Annotated in this window: 17 protein-coding genes; 11 read left to right on the top strand and 6 right to left on the bottom strand. The window is 37.7% G+C overall.

From position 1 onward, the window contains the following. Positions 1-26 precede the first annotated feature (26 nt). From cls to pepF, 3 genes are all read left to right on the top strand, one after another. Positions 27-1,544 carry a cardiolipin synthase gene (gene cls / locus JNUCC25_RS03675; RefSeq protein ID WP_013055428.1) on the top strand — a complete coding sequence of 506 codons (1,518 nt, stop codon included), beginning with the start codon at positions 27-29 and terminating at the stop codon, positions 1,542-1,544. A gap of 119 nt (positions 1,545-1,663) precedes the next feature. Beyond that, a complete protein-coding gene (locus JNUCC25_RS03680) occupies positions 1,664-2,845 on the top strand; it encodes a competence protein CoiA (protein WP_029324772.1) in 1,182 nt (393 codons plus the stop codon). A gap of 163 nt (positions 2,846-3,008) precedes the next feature. Then, on the top strand, positions 3,009-4,826 hold the full coding sequence (gene pepF, locus JNUCC25_RS03685; RefSeq protein ID WP_029324773.1) for an oligoendopeptidase F: 1,818 nt from the start codon (positions 3,009-3,011) through the stop codon (positions 4,824-4,826). A gap of 31 nt (positions 4,827-4,857) precedes the next feature. Here the strand turns inward: pepF and JNUCC25_RS03690 are convergent, their stop codons facing one another. The 5 genes from JNUCC25_RS03690 to JNUCC25_RS03710 all read right to left on the bottom strand — a co-directional run bounded on the left by JNUCC25_RS03690 (position 4,858) and on the right by JNUCC25_RS03710 (position 8,191). Then, on the bottom strand, positions 4,858-5,037 hold the full coding sequence (locus JNUCC25_RS03690) for a hypothetical protein (protein WP_013055431.1): 180 nt from the start codon (positions 5,035-5,037) through the stop codon (positions 4,858-4,860). 294 nt (positions 5,038-5,331) lie between these two features. Beyond that, positions 5,332-6,183, bottom strand: coding sequence for a ClpXP adapter SpxH family protein (locus JNUCC25_RS03695; protein WP_013055432.1), 852 nt, complete (start codon positions 6,181-6,183; stop codon positions 5,332-5,334). Positions 6,184-6,209: 26 nt separating this feature from the next. Then, positions 6,210-6,620, bottom strand: coding sequence for a globin domain-containing protein (locus JNUCC25_RS03700; RefSeq protein ID WP_013055433.1), 411 nt, complete (start codon positions 6,618-6,620; stop codon positions 6,210-6,212). A 286-nt stretch (positions 6,621-6,906) separates the two neighbouring features. Further along, positions 6,907-7,596, bottom strand: coding sequence for a lytic transglycosylase domain-containing protein (locus tag JNUCC25_RS03705; protein WP_064471314.1), 690 nt, complete (start codon positions 7,594-7,596; stop codon positions 6,907-6,909). 4 nt (positions 7,597-7,600) lie between these two features. Further along, positions 7,601-8,191, bottom strand: a complete 591-nt coding sequence (locus JNUCC25_RS03710; RefSeq protein ID WP_029324774.1) for a CYTH domain-containing protein — start codon at positions 8,189-8,191, stop codon at positions 7,601-7,603. Between the two features lie 216 nt (positions 8,192-8,407). On the opposite strand from JNUCC25_RS03710, the gene JNUCC25_RS03715 reads away from it, so the two are divergent. The 4 genes from JNUCC25_RS03715 (at position 8,408) to JNUCC25_RS03730 (ending at position 11,239) form a co-directional block, all read left to right on the top strand. Beyond that, entirely contained in the window at positions 8,408-8,794 is a 387-nt protein-coding gene (locus JNUCC25_RS03715) for a UPF0738 family protein (RefSeq protein WP_013055436.1), read from the top strand. A 27-nt stretch (positions 8,795-8,821) separates the two neighbouring features. Continuing rightward, the gene (locus tag JNUCC25_RS03720) at positions 8,822-9,457 is read left to right on the top strand and encodes a GTP pyrophosphokinase (protein ID WP_014461566.1); all 636 of its coding nucleotides are present in this window, start codon (positions 8,822-8,824) and stop codon (positions 9,455-9,457) included. Between the two features lie 61 nt (positions 9,458-9,518). Beyond that, positions 9,519-10,316 carry an NAD kinase gene (locus tag JNUCC25_RS03725; RefSeq protein ID WP_025749877.1) on the top strand — a complete coding sequence of 266 codons (798 nt, stop codon included), beginning with the start codon at positions 9,519-9,521 and terminating at the stop codon, positions 10,314-10,316. 14 nt (positions 10,317-10,330) lie between these two features. Further along, positions 10,331-11,239, top strand: a complete 909-nt coding sequence (locus tag JNUCC25_RS03730) for an RluA family pseudouridine synthase (RefSeq protein WP_013055439.1) — start codon at positions 10,331-10,333, stop codon at positions 11,237-11,239. 18 nt (positions 11,240-11,257) lie between these two features. On the opposite strand, the gene prpE is transcribed toward JNUCC25_RS03730, so the two are convergent. Next, complete coding sequence (gene prpE / locus JNUCC25_RS03735; RefSeq protein ID WP_025749875.1) at positions 11,258-11,998, bottom strand: bis(5'-nucleosyl)-tetraphosphatase PrpE; 741 nt, start codon at positions 11,996-11,998, stop codon at positions 11,258-11,260. A 177-nt stretch (positions 11,999-12,175) separates the two neighbouring features. Between prpE and mgtE the strand changes: the two genes are divergently transcribed. The 4 genes from mgtE (at position 12,176) to JNUCC25_RS03755 (ending at position 16,897) form a co-directional block, all read left to right on the top strand. Next, positions 12,176-13,552, top strand: coding sequence for a magnesium transporter (gene mgtE / locus JNUCC25_RS03740; protein ID WP_029324775.1), 1,377 nt, complete (start codon positions 12,176-12,178; stop codon positions 13,550-13,552). 158 nt (positions 13,553-13,710) lie between these two features. Next, positions 13,711-15,570, top strand: coding sequence for a monovalent cation:proton antiporter family protein (locus JNUCC25_RS03745; RefSeq protein WP_029324776.1), 1,860 nt, complete (start codon positions 13,711-13,713; stop codon positions 15,568-15,570). 209 nt (positions 15,571-15,779) lie between these two features. Further along, entirely contained in the window at positions 15,780-16,484 is a 705-nt protein-coding gene (locus JNUCC25_RS03750; RefSeq protein ID WP_454222793.1) for a CotO family spore coat protein, read from the top strand. A gap of 77 nt (positions 16,485-16,561) precedes the next feature. Continuing rightward, positions 16,562-16,897, top strand: a complete 336-nt coding sequence (locus JNUCC25_RS03755; protein WP_013055444.1) for a DUF1360 domain-containing protein — start codon at positions 16,562-16,564, stop codon at positions 16,895-16,897. Positions 16,898-16,906: the final 9 nt, after the last annotated feature.

A 16,906-nucleotide genomic window follows, 5' to 3' on the forward strand; every position in this document is an offset into this window, starting at 1 on the left:
TTGGTTTTAGGATAGGTGAAAACAAGTTGAAAAATAGATTACAGCTTTTAATTTTTGTTATTGGTATTATTGCTTTGCTTTATTTTACAAAAGGGTATTGGGACGGTAAATTTATTGGCGTGCTAAGTATCTTAATTACGATTAGTGTTGTTTTCATCGGTCTTGTTATTTCATTAGAAAACCGTCATCCAACTCAAACGCTAACGTGGCTCGTAGTATTAGGCGGTTTCCCGGTAATAGGGTTCTTTTTTTATTTGTTATTTGGACGCAATACGCGAAAACGGCGTTTATTTGCTAAAAAAGCAAAGCTGGATGAACAGGTGCTTTTAAAGATGGAAAGAGATTCCGGTATATTAGAAAATCACTTTGAGCAGTTGGGCACCAGTAGAAAGCAAATGCTGAAGCTAGCCGTCAGGCTTAGCAAGAGTCCAATTTCTTTTTCATCAGATACGCGCGCATTGACGAATGGAAAAGAGACGTTTCACGAAATTATGGAATCATTAAAGCATGCAAGGCATCATATCCACTTAGAGTATTACATCGTACGACATGATCACTTAGGAGAACAAATTAAAGATATTTTAATTCAGAAGGTACAAGAAGGAGTTTATGTACGTTTCTTGTATGATGCCGTGGGCAGTTTTCAGCTTTCACCGCATTATATTCACGAGTTAAGAAACGCGGGCGTAGAAATGATTCCGTTCTTGCCGGTCAGACTTCCATTTCTCAATAATAAAATCAACTTCCGTAATCATCGTAAAATTGTAGTCATTGATGGAACAATTGGATTTGTAGGAGGTTTGAACATTGGTGATGAATATCTCGGGAAAAGTCGGCATTTTGGCTTTTGGAGAGATACCCATTTGATGGTGAAGGGTGAGGCAGTCCGTTCATTGCAGCTTATTTTCTTGCAAGACTGGTATTATATGACAGGTCAGACGATGCTTACTCAAACGTATCTATCGCCGGATTTAATTGACATTGATATGGAAAAGTGCGGCGGTGTTCAAATGATTGCTGGCGGACCAGACCGTGAGTGGGAAATTATCAAACACTTATTTTTTTCGATGATTACGTCTGCGAAAGAGTCCATTTGGATTGCTTCTCCTTACTTCATACCTGATGAAGATATTTTTACTTCCCTCAAAGTAGCTGCTCTAAGCGGTATAGATGTAAGGCTTCTTGTACCTCAGAAGCCCGATAAAAAAATTGTTTTTCATGCATCACGCTCTTATTTTCCGGAGCTGCTAGAAGCAGGTGTGAAAATTTACGAGTATAAAAAAGGATTTATGCACAGCAAGATTGTGATTGTTGATAGAGAAATCGCCTCTATTGGAACAGCTAACATGGACATGAGAAGCTTTCATTTGAATTTTGAAGTAAATGCTTTTTTATATCGCACAGCTAGTACTCAAAATCTTGTATATGAATATATGCAAGATTTAGAAGAAACTAATGAGCTTCACTTTAAAGACTTTGAAAAGCGGCCATTTATACAGCGGCTGTTTGAATCAACAGCCCGTTTGCTTTCACCGCTATTATAATCGCTGTAAACCACATTGCGTATGCTGTAATGTGGTTTTTTTCTGAAAGAAAAGGGTTTAGTAGAAAGGTGTCGAATACAAGGATATAGCTCGCTACTATAGGAAGGAGAAATGTACGATTGTTAGTTGCACAAACAGAAGAAGGCCTCATTTCACTAGCTCAGCGCTTTTCGCTTGAACAGCTTAAGCTGTGGAAAAAAGAAAAGCAGTTCTACTGTCCCTCTTGTCAATCCCCTGTACAGTTAAAGGCAGGTACAAAAAAAATCCCTCATTTTGCTCACCTGAAAAAAACATGCGTCGCTCAGCATGAAGGTGAAACAGATTATCATCTCGACGGAAAACGAAAGCTGTTTCACTGGTTTAGTTCTCATCTTGAAGTCGAGTTAGAAAGTTATCTTCCTGACATTATGCAGCGTCCAGATCTTCTTGTAGATACGCCCTCGCAAAAATATGCAATCGAATTTCAATGTGCTTCCTTATCTTCCTCAGCGCTAACCAAACGTTCTATTCATTATGAGAAAGGAAATTATATGCCCCTTTGGATTATGGGGGCAAAAAGAATGAAGCGCTTATCCACTTATATGTATCAACTTTCTTTTCAAGAGTGGCAGTTTCTTACTCTTTCCGATTATACGCCCACACTTCTTTATTTTTCACCTTCTACTAATCAACTGTTGAAACTTGAACATCTTATTCCTTTTTCATCTCAGATTTGTTATGCACAGCTTGTCGTGCTCTCTCCTCACGAGCATACCTTTCATGATCTTTTTTCTACACATACACAACCTCAATTTTTCTCTTCATGGATAAAGAAAAAGAAGGCATGGAGAACGCATTATATCCTCTATCCTAATCAGAAGCTTCAGCCTTTTTTACACGCTCTTTATGAAAATAATATTCCTCCCTCCCATATTCCAGCAGAAGCAGGCATGCCGCTGCCTTCTTTATACATGGTTGAAACGTCTGCTACTATATGGCAAACGTGGCTGCTTCTCGATTTAATGCAGCAGAAGCAAGTAGGGGATTTAGTTACAGAGAAAGAGTTAGGCCGGCTATGGCTCTACAGAATTCGTAAGAGGCATATTGTATTTCGGTCTTTGCCGATGGCCCCTGTTGCTGTGGAACAGCCCCTGTTTGAGTATATAGAGGTATTATGCCGGCTAGGGATGCTAACGTATATAACTTCTGGGGTATACAAAATCAGAAGGCCCTACACGATTCCAAAGCAAACATCTGATGCTTTTTTAGAAGATGGACAAATGATGAAAAGGTGGTTAAATCAAGCAAAAGAAGTGACATAATCACTGAAAATCAGTACGCTTAAGAAAGAATCCTTTTTTCAAAAGCGTACTGACTTTTGATTAATTCTTTTAAAACAACATACAATAACGAAAGAAATAAAAAGGATTCGCCTTAGAAAAAGCGAACAGTTATAGACAGGTAGAAAAAGATGGAGGGATGACCATGAGTGAACAATCAAAAGTAAAAAAGTTACCAAGTAGAAGCGAGATAAAAGTAGAAGATACGTGGAAACTAGAGGATATTTTTGCTTCAGATGACGCATGGGAAAAAGAATTTGAAGAAGTAAAAGCTCTTATTCCGCAAATGGAAAAATTCAAAGGGAAACTTGGAGAGTCCGCTCAAACTTTATACGACGCTCTTCAAGAGCAAGACGAGCTCACAATGCGCGTTAGTAAACTTTATACATATGCTCATATGCGCTACGATCAAGATACCACTAACTCTTTTTATCAAGGGTTAAATGATCGTATCAAAACACTTTATACCCAAATTGCAAGTGCACTATCGTATGTAACACCAGAAATTTTGTCTATTGAAGAATCAAAAATTAAACAATACATGGCGGAACATAAAGAGCTAAAGTTATATGCTCATGCATTAGATGAAATTACTCGCGAGCGTCCGCACATTTTATCAGAAAGCGAAGAAGCGCTTCTTGCTCAGGCTTCTGAAGTGTTAGGATCTTCAAGCAACACGTTTGGAATGTTAAACAACGCAGATTTAGAATTTCCTTCCATTAAAGATGAAAATGGAGAAGAAGTAGAAATTACACACGGGCGCTATATTCGTTTCCTAGAAAGCAGCGATCGCCGCGTACGAAAAGAAGCGTTTAAAGCGGTGTACGAAACGTACGGTAAATTTAAAAATACGTTTGCAAGTACGTTAAGCGGCACGGTGAAGAAAGATAATTTTAGCGCCCGCGTTCGTCACTATAATTCAGCTCGTCACTCAGCTCTTAGCACAAATAACATTCCAGAAGAAGTATACGATAACTTAGTTAAAACAGTGAACGATAATTTGCATTTATTGCATCGATATATTGATTTACGTAAGAAAGTATTGGGAATTGAAGACCTTCATATGTATGATCTCTATACGCCTTTAGTAAAAGACGTAAAAATGGAAGTAACCTATGAAGAAGCAAAAGATTATATTTTAAAAGGCCTGAAACCACTAGGTGAAGACTACCTTAACGTGTTAAAAGAAGGATTTGAAAACCGTTGGGTAGACGTTCATGAGAACAAAGGCAAGCGAAGCGGTGCTTATTCTTCAGGAACGTACGGCACCAATCCTTATATCTTAATGAACTGGCAGGATAATGTAAATAACTTGTTTACACTAGCCCATGAATTTGGCCATTCTGTACACAGTTATTACACAAGAAAAACGCAGCCATATCCTTACGGAGATTATTCAATCTTTGTGGCAGAAGTAGCTTCAACGTGTAATGAAGCGCTTCTAAACGATTATTTACTAAAAACGATCGATGATGAAAAGCAGCGCTTGTACTTGCTTAACCATTATCTAGAAGGATTCCGCGGTACGGTATTCCGTCAAACGATGTTTGCTGAATTTGAGCACGATGTGCACGTGCGTGCTCAAAACGGAGAGCCGCTTACACCTGAATTATTAACAAAATTATATTATGACTTAAATAAAAAGTATTTTGGAGACAACTTAGTAATTGACGAAGAGATTGGATTAGAATGGGCTCGTATTCCGCATTTCTACTACAATTACTACGTTTATCAATATGCTACAGGGTTCAGTGCAGCAGCGGCATTAAGCAAGCAAATCCTTGAAGAAGGAGATGCAGCTGTTGAGCGCTATGTAGGTTTCTTAAAGTCAGGAAGCTCTGATTATCCAATTGAAGTGTTGAAAAAAGCAGGAGTAGACATGACAACGTCTCAGCCTATTGAAGAAGCGCTAGCTGTATTTGAAGAGAAATTAACGGAAATGGAACGTTTATTAAATCAATAAAATTAAAATGAAGCAGGAGCTGTATCCTGCTTCATTTTTTAAATCCTCGAAATTTGTTGTGATTGTTAAGCAATGTAAAAATAATAAGAATAGCTAAAAATAAGAGAGGGCCTGCGATAATGAGAGGAACAAGCTGCATAAGAGATAAAATATAGAATAAAAAAGAAACCAAAAGAATAACAACCCCTAGAGTAATTCCAGCAATTTTCATAGTTAACACCTCTATTAAAAGCCTAATTGGTTGTACTATATGAGTGAATCTGGCTGTTTATGAAGTTTTTTTATAAAAAAGTGAATAAAATTGAAAAAAGGGGTTGCCAAAAGTCGACATAATTTGCTATAGTATTAATCGTGAAGTTTATCACAAAACAAACATATACCCCTTTGTTTGACCGTGAAAAATTTCTCCCATCCCCTTGTTGTCTTAAGACAAACGAAAAGACTTGGCGAAAGCCAAGTCTTTTTTGTTTATTTGATGCTTAGGATAAGCATCAACATTTAATGATTAACAGCTCTTTTCAGTACTTCTCCAAAAGGTGCCGTATTTGACAGGAACTCTCTCAACCACTTGCTGAAGCTGAAGTTTTTTCAATTCTTTTTCAGCCTCTTCTAATGATAAACCATACACAACCGCAACTTCTTTTGAAGCAACAAATTGAAAATAGCTTAAAAATGAACGAAGAGGCGGAAGACAAGCTGGATCTGGGTCAATTTCTAACATCTCTTTAATGATGTGTACATATGTTTCGTACGAATAGTATCCTGATATCTTAATGCCTTCTTCTTCAACTTTTTCGTTGAAGAACACAAGAGTTGGAATTTCATCGACATCCATTTCCGACGTGATTTTTAAATCACATTGAAAGGCCTTCGCAGCGTAATCTGAATGCAAATCTTTTACAAATTCATTAACATCTAGCCCCACATGTTTTGCACATTGTATTAAGACAGATTCTTCTGTAACATTTTGTTTTTCTAAAAATACTACTTCTTGAAGTCTTCTCAAAAAGCGAATGCCCTGTTTCTTTCCTTGCAGACCGGCCGCTTTAATCGCAATTGACGCAGCGTAAGGAGTATCGATTGGGTTTTCAAGCCACAGATTGCCGTCACATGACATACCGGAGCGGCTTCCAGTTTTCTCCCACGATTTTGCAATATGTTCAAATTTCTGCTGTGCTCCAATATTTAATTGCTGTAAGTTTCCGCCAAGCACATGCTTGAGGGATAACAGCTGACCATATTCTATTTGTAACTTCTTTAGAATAGGCTCGAGTGCCCAGCATTCCGGGCAAAGAGGGTCAACAAATACATAGATTTCAAGCGGTTTTTTATTTGAACCTTGACAAAGCTGATGCAAGGATGGGTATTGGCTATTTAGATTACTCAATGTGAAAATCCTTTCTCATCTGTCTGTTCCGGTGAATTAATCATGTGTTGGGCAGTTAAAATAAGACGATGATAAAGTTCATCTCTCTCAGGGCCTTCTAAATTAATTTCGTCCATTGCTTCATGCATACATGTCAGCCAGGCTTTGGCTCTTGACGGTGTAATTTCAAAAGGAAGATGCCTAGCTCTCAGCATAGGGTGACCATGCTCTTCAGTGTATAACGAAGGCCCTCCTAAATATTGTGTCAGAAATTGCTTTTGCTTTCGTGCTGTTTCTGTTAAATCATCAGGAAAAATTGGCGCGAGCTCAGGATGTTGTCCAACGCGTGTATAAAAAGCATCAACAAGTTTTGAAATCGTATGTTCACCGCCTAATAATTCGTAAGGGGAGTGGATTTTTTCTCTCATGTTGATAACTCCTTTGTTATAAGAAATATACGTCTTAACTCTTTGGTGTTTTTTACTTTCCTTAATTTTAGCAGTGTCATTTCGTTAACTCAAACTATCCGCTTACTTCTTCTACTGGAAAAGAGATAAAGTCGAATTTTACATAAGAAAAGTCTATGATGCTGTGGCAAATCACTAATTATGAGAAACAAAGGAATACTTTCACAAACGTTTCCTTCTATTTATATAGTGTAACCTCGACAAACTACAGCCATTCCATGTTCGAGTGGCGAATGCTTTGGCTCATTTACACAAGATAAGAAGACATAATTTTATTTACATATTTTTGCGTTTCCTGAAAAGGGGGTACTCCGCCGTATTTATCAACGTTACCTGGTCCAGCATTATAGGCCGCCAATGCTAATTTCACGTTTCCGTTGTATTTATCTAACATTTGTCGAAGATATTTGGCTCCTCCAAACACATTTTGCTTGGAGTCATACGGATCTTCTACACCAAGAGCTTTAGCGGTTGCTGGCATTAGCTGCATAAGCCCAGCCGCTCCTACAGAACTTTTGGCAGATGGATTAAAGTTTGATTCTTGTTTAATAACAGAACGAATAAGTTTAGGATCCAGCTGGTAGCGTGCAGCTGCTTCTGTAATTGTCGTTTGTACATCCTGAGAACTGGCCTTTGCCGTTTCATTTTTTTGTGCAGGTAAGGCAGCATTTGAAGCCGCTGCCTTACTTGAGGAAGAAATAGATGGCTCGGACTGCATTTGAACCGCCGTAGATGGAAACATCTGCGCTGCCTTCAAGTAAAGATTGGTACTCATTTGAGGCTCTTGATTGACGTAGTCTTGAAAAAGCTGAGCAAATACAGAGAGTAAAGTTGTACCAAGCATCACGTTAGCTGTTGGCATCTGGTTGTTAACTGAAAATGGCTGAGTTCCAGGAAATTGAACGGAAGACATGTAATTGTTAATATTCATGCTCATGAATTTATTCTCCATCCATTAACGTATACTTTCGCTTGTAAAACCGTCGAATTTTATTTTCCGTTGGTTTCTTTTTAATATCAAGCTCCGTAAGCAATTGCTCAAAATATTTTGCTCCTTCATTGGCATCGGTTACTTCGTATTCAAGTTCATAATCCTCAGCACCTAGATAAAAGCTATGATCGAGTACAAGTAACCCGTTTTTATATGGAATTTCTGCTCGACTTGTACGCAAAGTGCCAAAATAAGTTAGCGCATGGCTATCGACTTGTAAATCAGTAATAAGCTGTTGAATTGTTGACGGAATCTTGGCGCTGCCATCTCGCAATTCTTTAGCTTGTTCATTTGTTAATGCTTCATGTGTTTCTAAAAGACCCTCTTGATGAGGCTGTTTGAGCGTGAGAACGGACTTATCTTTTTTGCTTCTAATTCGCAGGGCAGCCCCGCAGTCTTTTAATGAGAAAGCAGGTGTATCAAAATAGTGGTTTTCTTGAGAAACAAACTGATCTTCAGTTAGTTGAAAGTGTGAGCGGAGACGATCAAACTCTTCTTTCGTTACTATATTTTTAAATTCAATTTCAATTTCTTGTTTCAATGAAATCATCCTTTTAATTTAGGTCTTTTGGTAAGGCACTTTCCATCTTAATTTATCACACTTTTTGAGACAGTAAAACTACATTTCCTAACAGGAATAACCATATGGGGAACTTGGAAAATGAAGAAATACGGATTGTTTAGGTTTTACCTTTATTAAACGTTCCTGGAATGTGTTAAAATAGTAACGAATTGTATAGTTGGAAGGAGTTTATTTATGCACAATCGAATTGACATCACTACCTGTGTGATGAAATCAAATGAATTACATTTAAAAGCAGACCCTATTGAGACGGAAATTGAACAATTGGAAGATACAAAACAAATGCTTGTTGACTCAGATAACATGTCATTTGTATATGTTGTAGATATTAATGATCAATTTATGTATGTTGGCCTTAGTGATAATATTTGGGCAAATTTAAAGCACGTCTTACATAAAGATATGAAAGTATTTTTAGAAATTAATAAGAAAGTAATTGAGCTATCAGCCGTTAAAGAAGAGCTATCTTATCTCATCAGTAACATCGAAGGAAATGTGAATTATGGAGACGAGATGGTAGCAAGAGTAGAGGAAGTTTTTTTAGATAAAGAAAATAAGTAATAGAGAGAAAAAAGGGGGGTGTTATTAATGATCAGGCATTGGGATTTATTTTTAGCACCGTATAAACAAGCCGTTGAAGAACTTAAGGTGAAATTAAAGGGAATTCGTTCACAGTATGATATGAAGTCTACACATTCACCTATTGAATTCGTGACGGGACGAGTAAAGCCTATCGCCAGTATTTTGGATAAAGCGACTCGAAAAGGAATTTCTCTCGATCGCTTAGAGGAAGAGATGCAGGACATTGCGGGACTCCGTATGATGTGTCAATTTACAGACGATATTAAAGCGGTCGTAGAGCTCCTTCGTCAGCGAACAGACTTTGAATTGATTGAAGAAAGAGATTATATTCTTCATAAAAAAGAAAGCGGCTATCGTTCATATCATGTGGTCGTATGTTATCCTGTTCAAACAATTAAAGGTGAAAAGAAAATTTTAGTGGAAATTCAAATTCGTACACTGGCTATGAATTTTTGGGCTACAATTGAGCATTCTTTAAATTATAAGTACAGCGGGAAATTTCCTGAGAATATCAAAAAACGACTTCAGCGTGCTTCTGAAGCGGCTACTCAGCTCGATGAAGAAATGTCTCAAATACGAGGTGAGATTCAAGAAGCTCAGGCTATTTTCTCACGAAAAAAAGAATCGGCGGAAGAATCTTAGGTATGACTCAGCAACAGCTTTGTACATTGGATGGATAGGGGGAGAGAATTAGGTGGAGAAAATAAAATTTGCTATTACATCAAAAGGCAACCAAATATCAAATACGCTTATGCAAAAAATGAAAACGTATTTATTAGATTTTCATTTAGAATATGATGAAAACCAGCCTGATATTGTAGTGTCAGTAGGAGGGGATGGAACGCTTCTCTACGCGTTTCACCGCTATCGAAACCGACTTGACAAGACGGCTTTTATTGGGGTTCATACCGGCCATTTAGGCTTTTACGCAGATTGGACACCTGATGAGATTGAGAAGCTGGTGATTGCTATTGCAAAGACACCCTATCAGACTGTAGAGTATCCACTGCTCGAAGTGATTATTCGCTACACAAACGGTGGACGCGAAGCTCGATACTTAGCTCTGAATGAATGTACGGTAAAAAGTGTAGAAGGTTCTTTAGTAATGGATGTGGAAATTAAAGGGCAGCGATTTGAGACATTCCGAGGAGACGGCCTTTGCGTATCCACTCCCTCGGGAAGTACAGCTTACAACAAATCCCTTGGAGGCGCGATTTTACATCCTTCGCTTCAAGCTATTCAAATTGCTGAAATGGCTTCTATTAACAATCGAGTGTTCCGTACGATAGGTTCTCCATTGGTTCTTCCTGGACATCATACAGCGCTGTTAAAGCCTGTCAACGACGCAGACTTTCAAATTACCATTGATCATTTAACTCTTTTACATAAAGATGTAAAGTCGATTCAATTTCGGGTAGCAAGCGAAAAAATTCGATTTGCTCGCTTTCGTGCGTTTCCTTTCTGGCAGCGTGTCAGAGACTCTTTTGTATGTGATGATTAAAGGCAGGGAAGAGAATGAAACAAGTTTTTACGTTGAGTTGGACCGTAGATAATTCTTTCGAGGGTGTAGCGGTTCGTGAATTTTTAAAAGAACATGATATTTCCAAAGCTTCTCTGACGGACATTAAGTTCAGAGGAGGAGCAATTGAAGTAAATGGAAAGCATGCAACGGTTCGATATATTCTGCAAAAAGGTGACGAAATCAAGGTGGCGTTTCCACCAGAAAAAGCAAGTGAAAGTCTTCTTCCTAGAGCTATACCTTTGGATATTGTATACGAAGATGAGTATATATTAGTTTTGAATAAGCAGCCAAACATGCCAAGTATACCTTCTCGAGAACATTTAACGTGGTCACTAAGTAATGCTGTGCTCTATTATTATGAGGAAAATAACATTAACTCGACTGTTCATCTTGTGAATAGGTTGGACCGAGACACATCTGGGCTGCTTATTGTCGCTAAGCATAGGCACGTTCATTACTTATTCTCTAAAGCACAAAAAGAACATGAAATTAAACGCGTGTACCGAGCTTTTGTTCATGGTAAGCTTGTTGGCAAAGAAACGATAGAGGCACCGATTGGCCGAAAAGAGTCAAGTATCATTGAACGGGAAGTAAGAGAAGATGGGCAGTTTGCTATTACACACTATACGGCGCTTCGTCAGTATTCTTCTTTTACAGAAGTTGCTCTTTCGCTTGAGACGGGGAGAACTCACCAAATTCGTGTTCATATGGCTTATAAAGGATATCCACTGCTTGGAGATACCTTATATGGCGGAACGAATCATCTTATTTCTCGTCAAGCTCTTCACAGCTATGAGCTCACTTTTTTTCATCCTTTTTTACAAAAAACTTTGTCTTTTACAGCACCTTTGCCGCCAGATATGCAGAAACTTCAAATCGTAAAAGAAAGTCGCTTTTTTTAATGAAAAGCGACTTTCTTTTTACACGAAGTGATTAAATTTTTCCTCTACGTAAGGCATAGATGAAGGCACCGATATAATATTCCTTTCAGGATACTGAAACGCCGTTAAAGCCCCTCCAAAAACTGCGCCTGTATCAATATTAATGGTATTATGAATTTTTCTGGCTTTTACTACGGGTGTATGCCCATACACGATAAAAGGTTTTCCATTATAATGTTGGGCCCAATCCCGTCGGACAGGCATGCCGTTTAGATGTTTTTCACCCGTAATGTCTCCGTATAGCACAAAGGTTTTTACTTTTTTATCCGTTCTGCCGATGTATTCAGCTTTAAGACCGGCGTGAGCAATAATTAATTGGTTTTGATCAAGCTGCACATATAGAGGCGATTGTTCATAAAGCTCAATGAACTTTTTCTTAATGAATTTCTGTTCTCTTGAAGGTAAAGCTTCGTACTCAGCAACGGTCGTTTCTAACCCATGAGTAATTTGCACTTTGTTACCGCAAAAGAAGCGATATAGCTTATTGCAGTGATTGCCTGGACAGTAGTAAGCTTGCTGATGCTTTATTACAAGTGACCATACGAGCTCAATCACTTTTAGTGAATGAGGTCCTCGGTCTGTTAAATCACCTACAAATCCAAGGCGCCGTCCGTCAGAGTGGACAGGAATCCCGTCTTGCCACTCATACCCAAGTTTTTCTGTTAACGCTTTTAATTCATCATAGCACCCATGGATATCGCCTATTATATCTACTTTCATCTTTTATCCACATCCTTAAAAGGTTTTTCCTTTGACGATATAAAATTACCCTTATATGGAGCAAACTATGTGTAGAACTTATATATTATTGGGAAAAGAGTAAAGAGCTGTGAGTTGAAAAAAAACAAAATTCATCATAAAGTTAAATGAGTTTTGTGCGACAGGGAGGTTGAAGACATGACAGATTCAATTGAAAAAGAAGAAAAGGCATGGTTCGCCGAACATTTATTATCACTTTTAGAAAAAAATGAAATTGATGCATTTCGTGAAGAATTTTTACATATGCATACGTATGACCAAGCTCAATTTTTTGAAGAATTAGATGAGCGTTCTAGATTTGCGCTGTACGAGATGTTATCTCCGGAAGAAATGGCGGATATCTTTGAAAATGTAGAGATACGAGAAGAAGATTATCAAGAAATTCTCTCAGAGATGCATCCCAATTTTGCAGCAGACATGCTGTCGGAAATGTCGGCGGATGATGCCGTTGACGTATTAAATGAATTGGATAAAGAACAAGTGGCGAGCTATTTAACGATTATGGATGAAGAAGCAGCCGATGAAATTAAAGAGTTGCTTCATTACGAGGAATATACCGCTGGAAGTATTATGACGACTGAGTTTGTGTCCATTCGTGAAAATCAAACCGTACATTCAGCCATGCACATTCTACGCAGGGAAGCTCCAGAAGCGGAAACGATTTACTATGTATTTGTTATTGATGAACAAAAGCATCTAGCAGGTGTTATTTCTCTTCGTGATTTAATTATAGCAGATGAAGATACGATGATAAGCGAAGTTATGAATGAACGAGTCGTATCTGTGTCAGTAGCAGAAGACCAAGAAGAAGTTGCGCGTATTATGCGCGATTACAACTTTCTTGCGCTTCCAGTTGTTGATTTTCAGCAGCATCTTCTCGGGATCATTACGGTTGATGATGTGATGGACGTTCTTGATGAAGAGGCATCGGATGACTATTCTAAATTAGCGGGTATTAGTGATGTAGATGATACGATTGACCACAATCCTTTAGTAGCGGCCAAAAAGAGGCTGCCTTGGCTTATCATTTTGCTGTTTTTAGGAATGATGACAGCGAGTTTAATTGGACGTTTTGAAGATACGTTGAATCAAGTAGCTATTTTAGCTGTATTTATACCTTTGATTGGCGGTATGGCTGGTAATACAGGAACACAGGCACTAGCCGTTGCGGTTCGCGGACTGGCGACGGGAGAAATCGAAGAAGAAAGCAAAATTAAGCTGTTAATCCGAGAAGCAGCTACCGGAATGATTACGGGCGCATCATGCGGACTTTTAGTTGTATTAATTGTTTATATTTGGCAAGGTGATCTTATTTTAGGCGCTTTGGTAGGCGTCTCTGTATTTTCAACATTGATTGTGGCTACACTAGCAGGAGCGTTTATCCCGCTTCTCATGCACAGGTTCAAAATTGACCCTGCAGTCGCATCAGGACCATTTATTACAACGATCAATGATCTTATCAGTATTTTAATTTACTTCGGTCTAGCGACAACATTTATGAGTTATTTAAAATAATGAAAGGACTTTAGAATTCGACATGAGTAATCATGTCGGATTTTCATTATCAGTTCATATAGTTGACAGAGAACCTTCAAGCTTTTATGATTAAGCTTTAATTTTGAATACTAACGTCTTCGTTTTATAAATAGCGAAGGTAAAAGGAGGGGAATCTAATGGAACAGCACGCGTCCTTTACATCACTTGTTATCGTCATTAGTTTGGCCTTTTTAACGCCTATACTGTTGCATCGGTTTAAACTCAACATTATACCTGTAGTCGTAGCTGAAATTATTATGGGATTAATTATAGGGAAAAGTGGTTTTGACCTTGTGGAGCAGGATATGTGGCTTGAAACACTTTCCACTCTAGGCTTTATCTTTTTGATGTTTTTAAGTGGTTTAGAAATTGATTTTTCTGCTTTTGCTGGAGGAAATTCAAAAGATAAAAAGGTATCAGGAGCGAAGGTGCCAAATGCTTTTTCCATTTCTATAATAGTGTTTGCAGCTATCTTTGCGGTTTCACTATTTTTGTCCTATGTTTTTGTATGGACAGGTTTTATTGATAACGCCTTTTTGATGACGCTTATTATTTCTACCATTTCACTAGGAGTAGTAGTGCCGACATTAAAAGATGCACAGATTATGAAAAAGCCGATTGGACAAACCATTTTATTGATTGCGGTTATTGCGGACTTAGTCACGATGATTTTACTAGCCGTATTTGCTTCCGTCTATGATAAATCAGGAAATAGCAATACATGGTTGATTTTAATCTTATTTGGAGTAGGAGTGATTTTATACTTCATAGGGAAGCAGTTTAAAAACCGATCGTTTCTTGAGACAATGTCTAAAGGCACAATTCAAATCGACACGCGCGCGGTATTTGCACTCATTATTATTCTGGTGGGTCTTTCGGAGTCAATTGGCGTTGAAAACATTTTAGGCGCTTTTTTAGCGGGATCACTCGTTTCTCTTCTTGCGCCTAACAAAAACTTAGTTCATAAATTAGATTCGTTTGGCTACGGATTTTTAATTCCTATCTTTTTCGTGATGGTAGGAGTGAAGCTTGACGTTTGGTCATTGTTCAGTGATAAAAAAGTGCTGATATTAATGCCTTTATTATTCATTGCACTGTTGATATCCAAGCTAGTCCCAGCGTTAATCTTAAGAAAATGGTATGATATGAAAACCGTTTTGGCATCGGGTTTTCTTTTAACATCGACTTTATCACTCGTTATTGCGGCAGCAACGGTTGGTGAAAATATTGGTGTTATTGATTCACAAATGTCCGGTGCGCTGATTTTGGTGGCGATTATTACATGTATTATTACACCTATTATCTTTAGAAAGCTGTTTCCAAAGCCAGAAATCAGTGACAGAAAGCTGAAGGTTAATATGCTCGGTGCAAATCAATTTACACTCCCGGTTATTCGAGAAATGGATCTTGATTTATATGATGTTACGATTTATCATCCTACTCAGGACAAAATTGAAAACCGTACGTCGGATTCCATTTTTAATATCGTCGACATCGATGGATATAGTAAGGAAACTTTAATACGTATGGGGATTTTAGATGCGGATGTATTAGTTGTAACAACAGGGGAAGAAGAAAGAAATAGCGACATTGCTCTATTTGCAAAAGAATATGGTACAGAACGGGTTATTGCCCGCGTAGAAAGTCCTGTATTAGATGAAAAGATGAAAGAAAATAACATTGAAGTTTTTTCTGTGCTGTTATCTACGACTGCATTGCTAAAAGCTTTAATCGAATCGCCAAATATTTTAAATATCTTAACAAATCAAGAAACAGCACTTTATCAAATCAATATGCGTAACCCTAAATATGAGGGGGTAGAGCTTCGCAAGTTCCCATTTACAGGAGATGTGATTTTTGTTCGAATTTTTAGAGGCAAAGATTCAATTGTACCTCATGGTGATACGGAACTTGAATTTGATGATCGTTTGATTGTAACAGGGTCTCGTTCGTATGTGAATGAATTGCGTATGCTTCTTGAGTATAAAATTAGATGATTAGGTGTGGACTTATCCTTCTACCTTATTGAATCAGTAAAAAGCGCTGCATATGCAGCGCTTTTTTTTGCGTTTCTTTCAATGCGGGAGACAAAAGTATAGTGCTGGTTTTACATCAAAAAAGGCTACTGCAAAAAAATAAACAAGTTTTTCCGTGTGCAAGCATACATTTTTAAAAGAACGATAACAAGCAATTGGAGGTATGCTTCATGACTAACTCAAAATCTAAGTCAGAAGAAAACGAGCCGCTAATGTACATTGTCCAGCCAAACGCTAAGCAAAATCAGCGTTCTATGCAATATTATTTTAGTTCAAAACAGCAAGACAATAAAGGAATAGAGAAAGAGCATGTATTAAAAGAAGAGCCCAGCTTTTCTTCTATTCAAGAAGTTAACGAGCCTGAGGTAGAAAAAGTGGAAGAAATTAAGCAGGAAGAAGATATAGAAATTAAGAAAGAAATTAAGCAGGAAAAAGATATAGGAATTAAGAAGGAAATTAAACAGGAAAAAGATATAGGAATTAAGAAGGGAATTAAACAGGAAAAAGATATAGGAATTAAGAAGGAAATTAAGCAGGAAAAAGATATAGGAATTAAAAAGGAAATTAAGCAGGAAATTAAGCAGGAAAAAGGTGTAGAACATTCAATTGTTCCTGTGAATATACCGCAATCAGAGACTCAAAAGCCAAATAAAATGTTTCAGTCTATGACGATCAAAGAAAAAATTGAGTTTCTATGCAGTTTTCCAGCTCATATGTCTCAACCTATTTGTGAAATTGTGTGTCAAAATCAAAAATATATAGGAACAATTTTAGAACTTAAAGAAGGAAGTTTGTACGTAAGCATCCCTCCTAATAAAGAGAAGAAAGTGTTGACATTTAATGATATTCAGACCATATCTATCATTAAAATTTAAGTAAGCCTAAAAGCTAACAGTGAAAAAGCACGTTAGCTTTTATTTTCATAAGCTTGGGAATGCACGGAGGAATGAAGATGACATGGATTTATCTAACGTTATTTGTCTTTGCGACGTTTCGGCTCACTCGCCTAATCGTTTTTGATAAAATTACGGCTTTTATTCGTAAACCGTTTCACAAAATTGTAGAAGATCAAGATGAAGAAGGAAATAGGATAACATATTTAGAGATAAAAGGTAAAGGGTTGCGGAGATGGATTGGAGAGCTGCTCAGCTGTTACTGGTGTACGGGCATATGGTGTGCAGTAGGAATTTATTTTAGTTATGTAGCTGTTCCGCACATTGCTATTCCTGTCATTACGATCTTAGCTATTGCGGGATGTGCGGGGATTATAGAATCTTTTATGAAATAAATGGACGAG

Source organism: Priestia sp. JNUCC 25, from assembly GCF_053667915.1.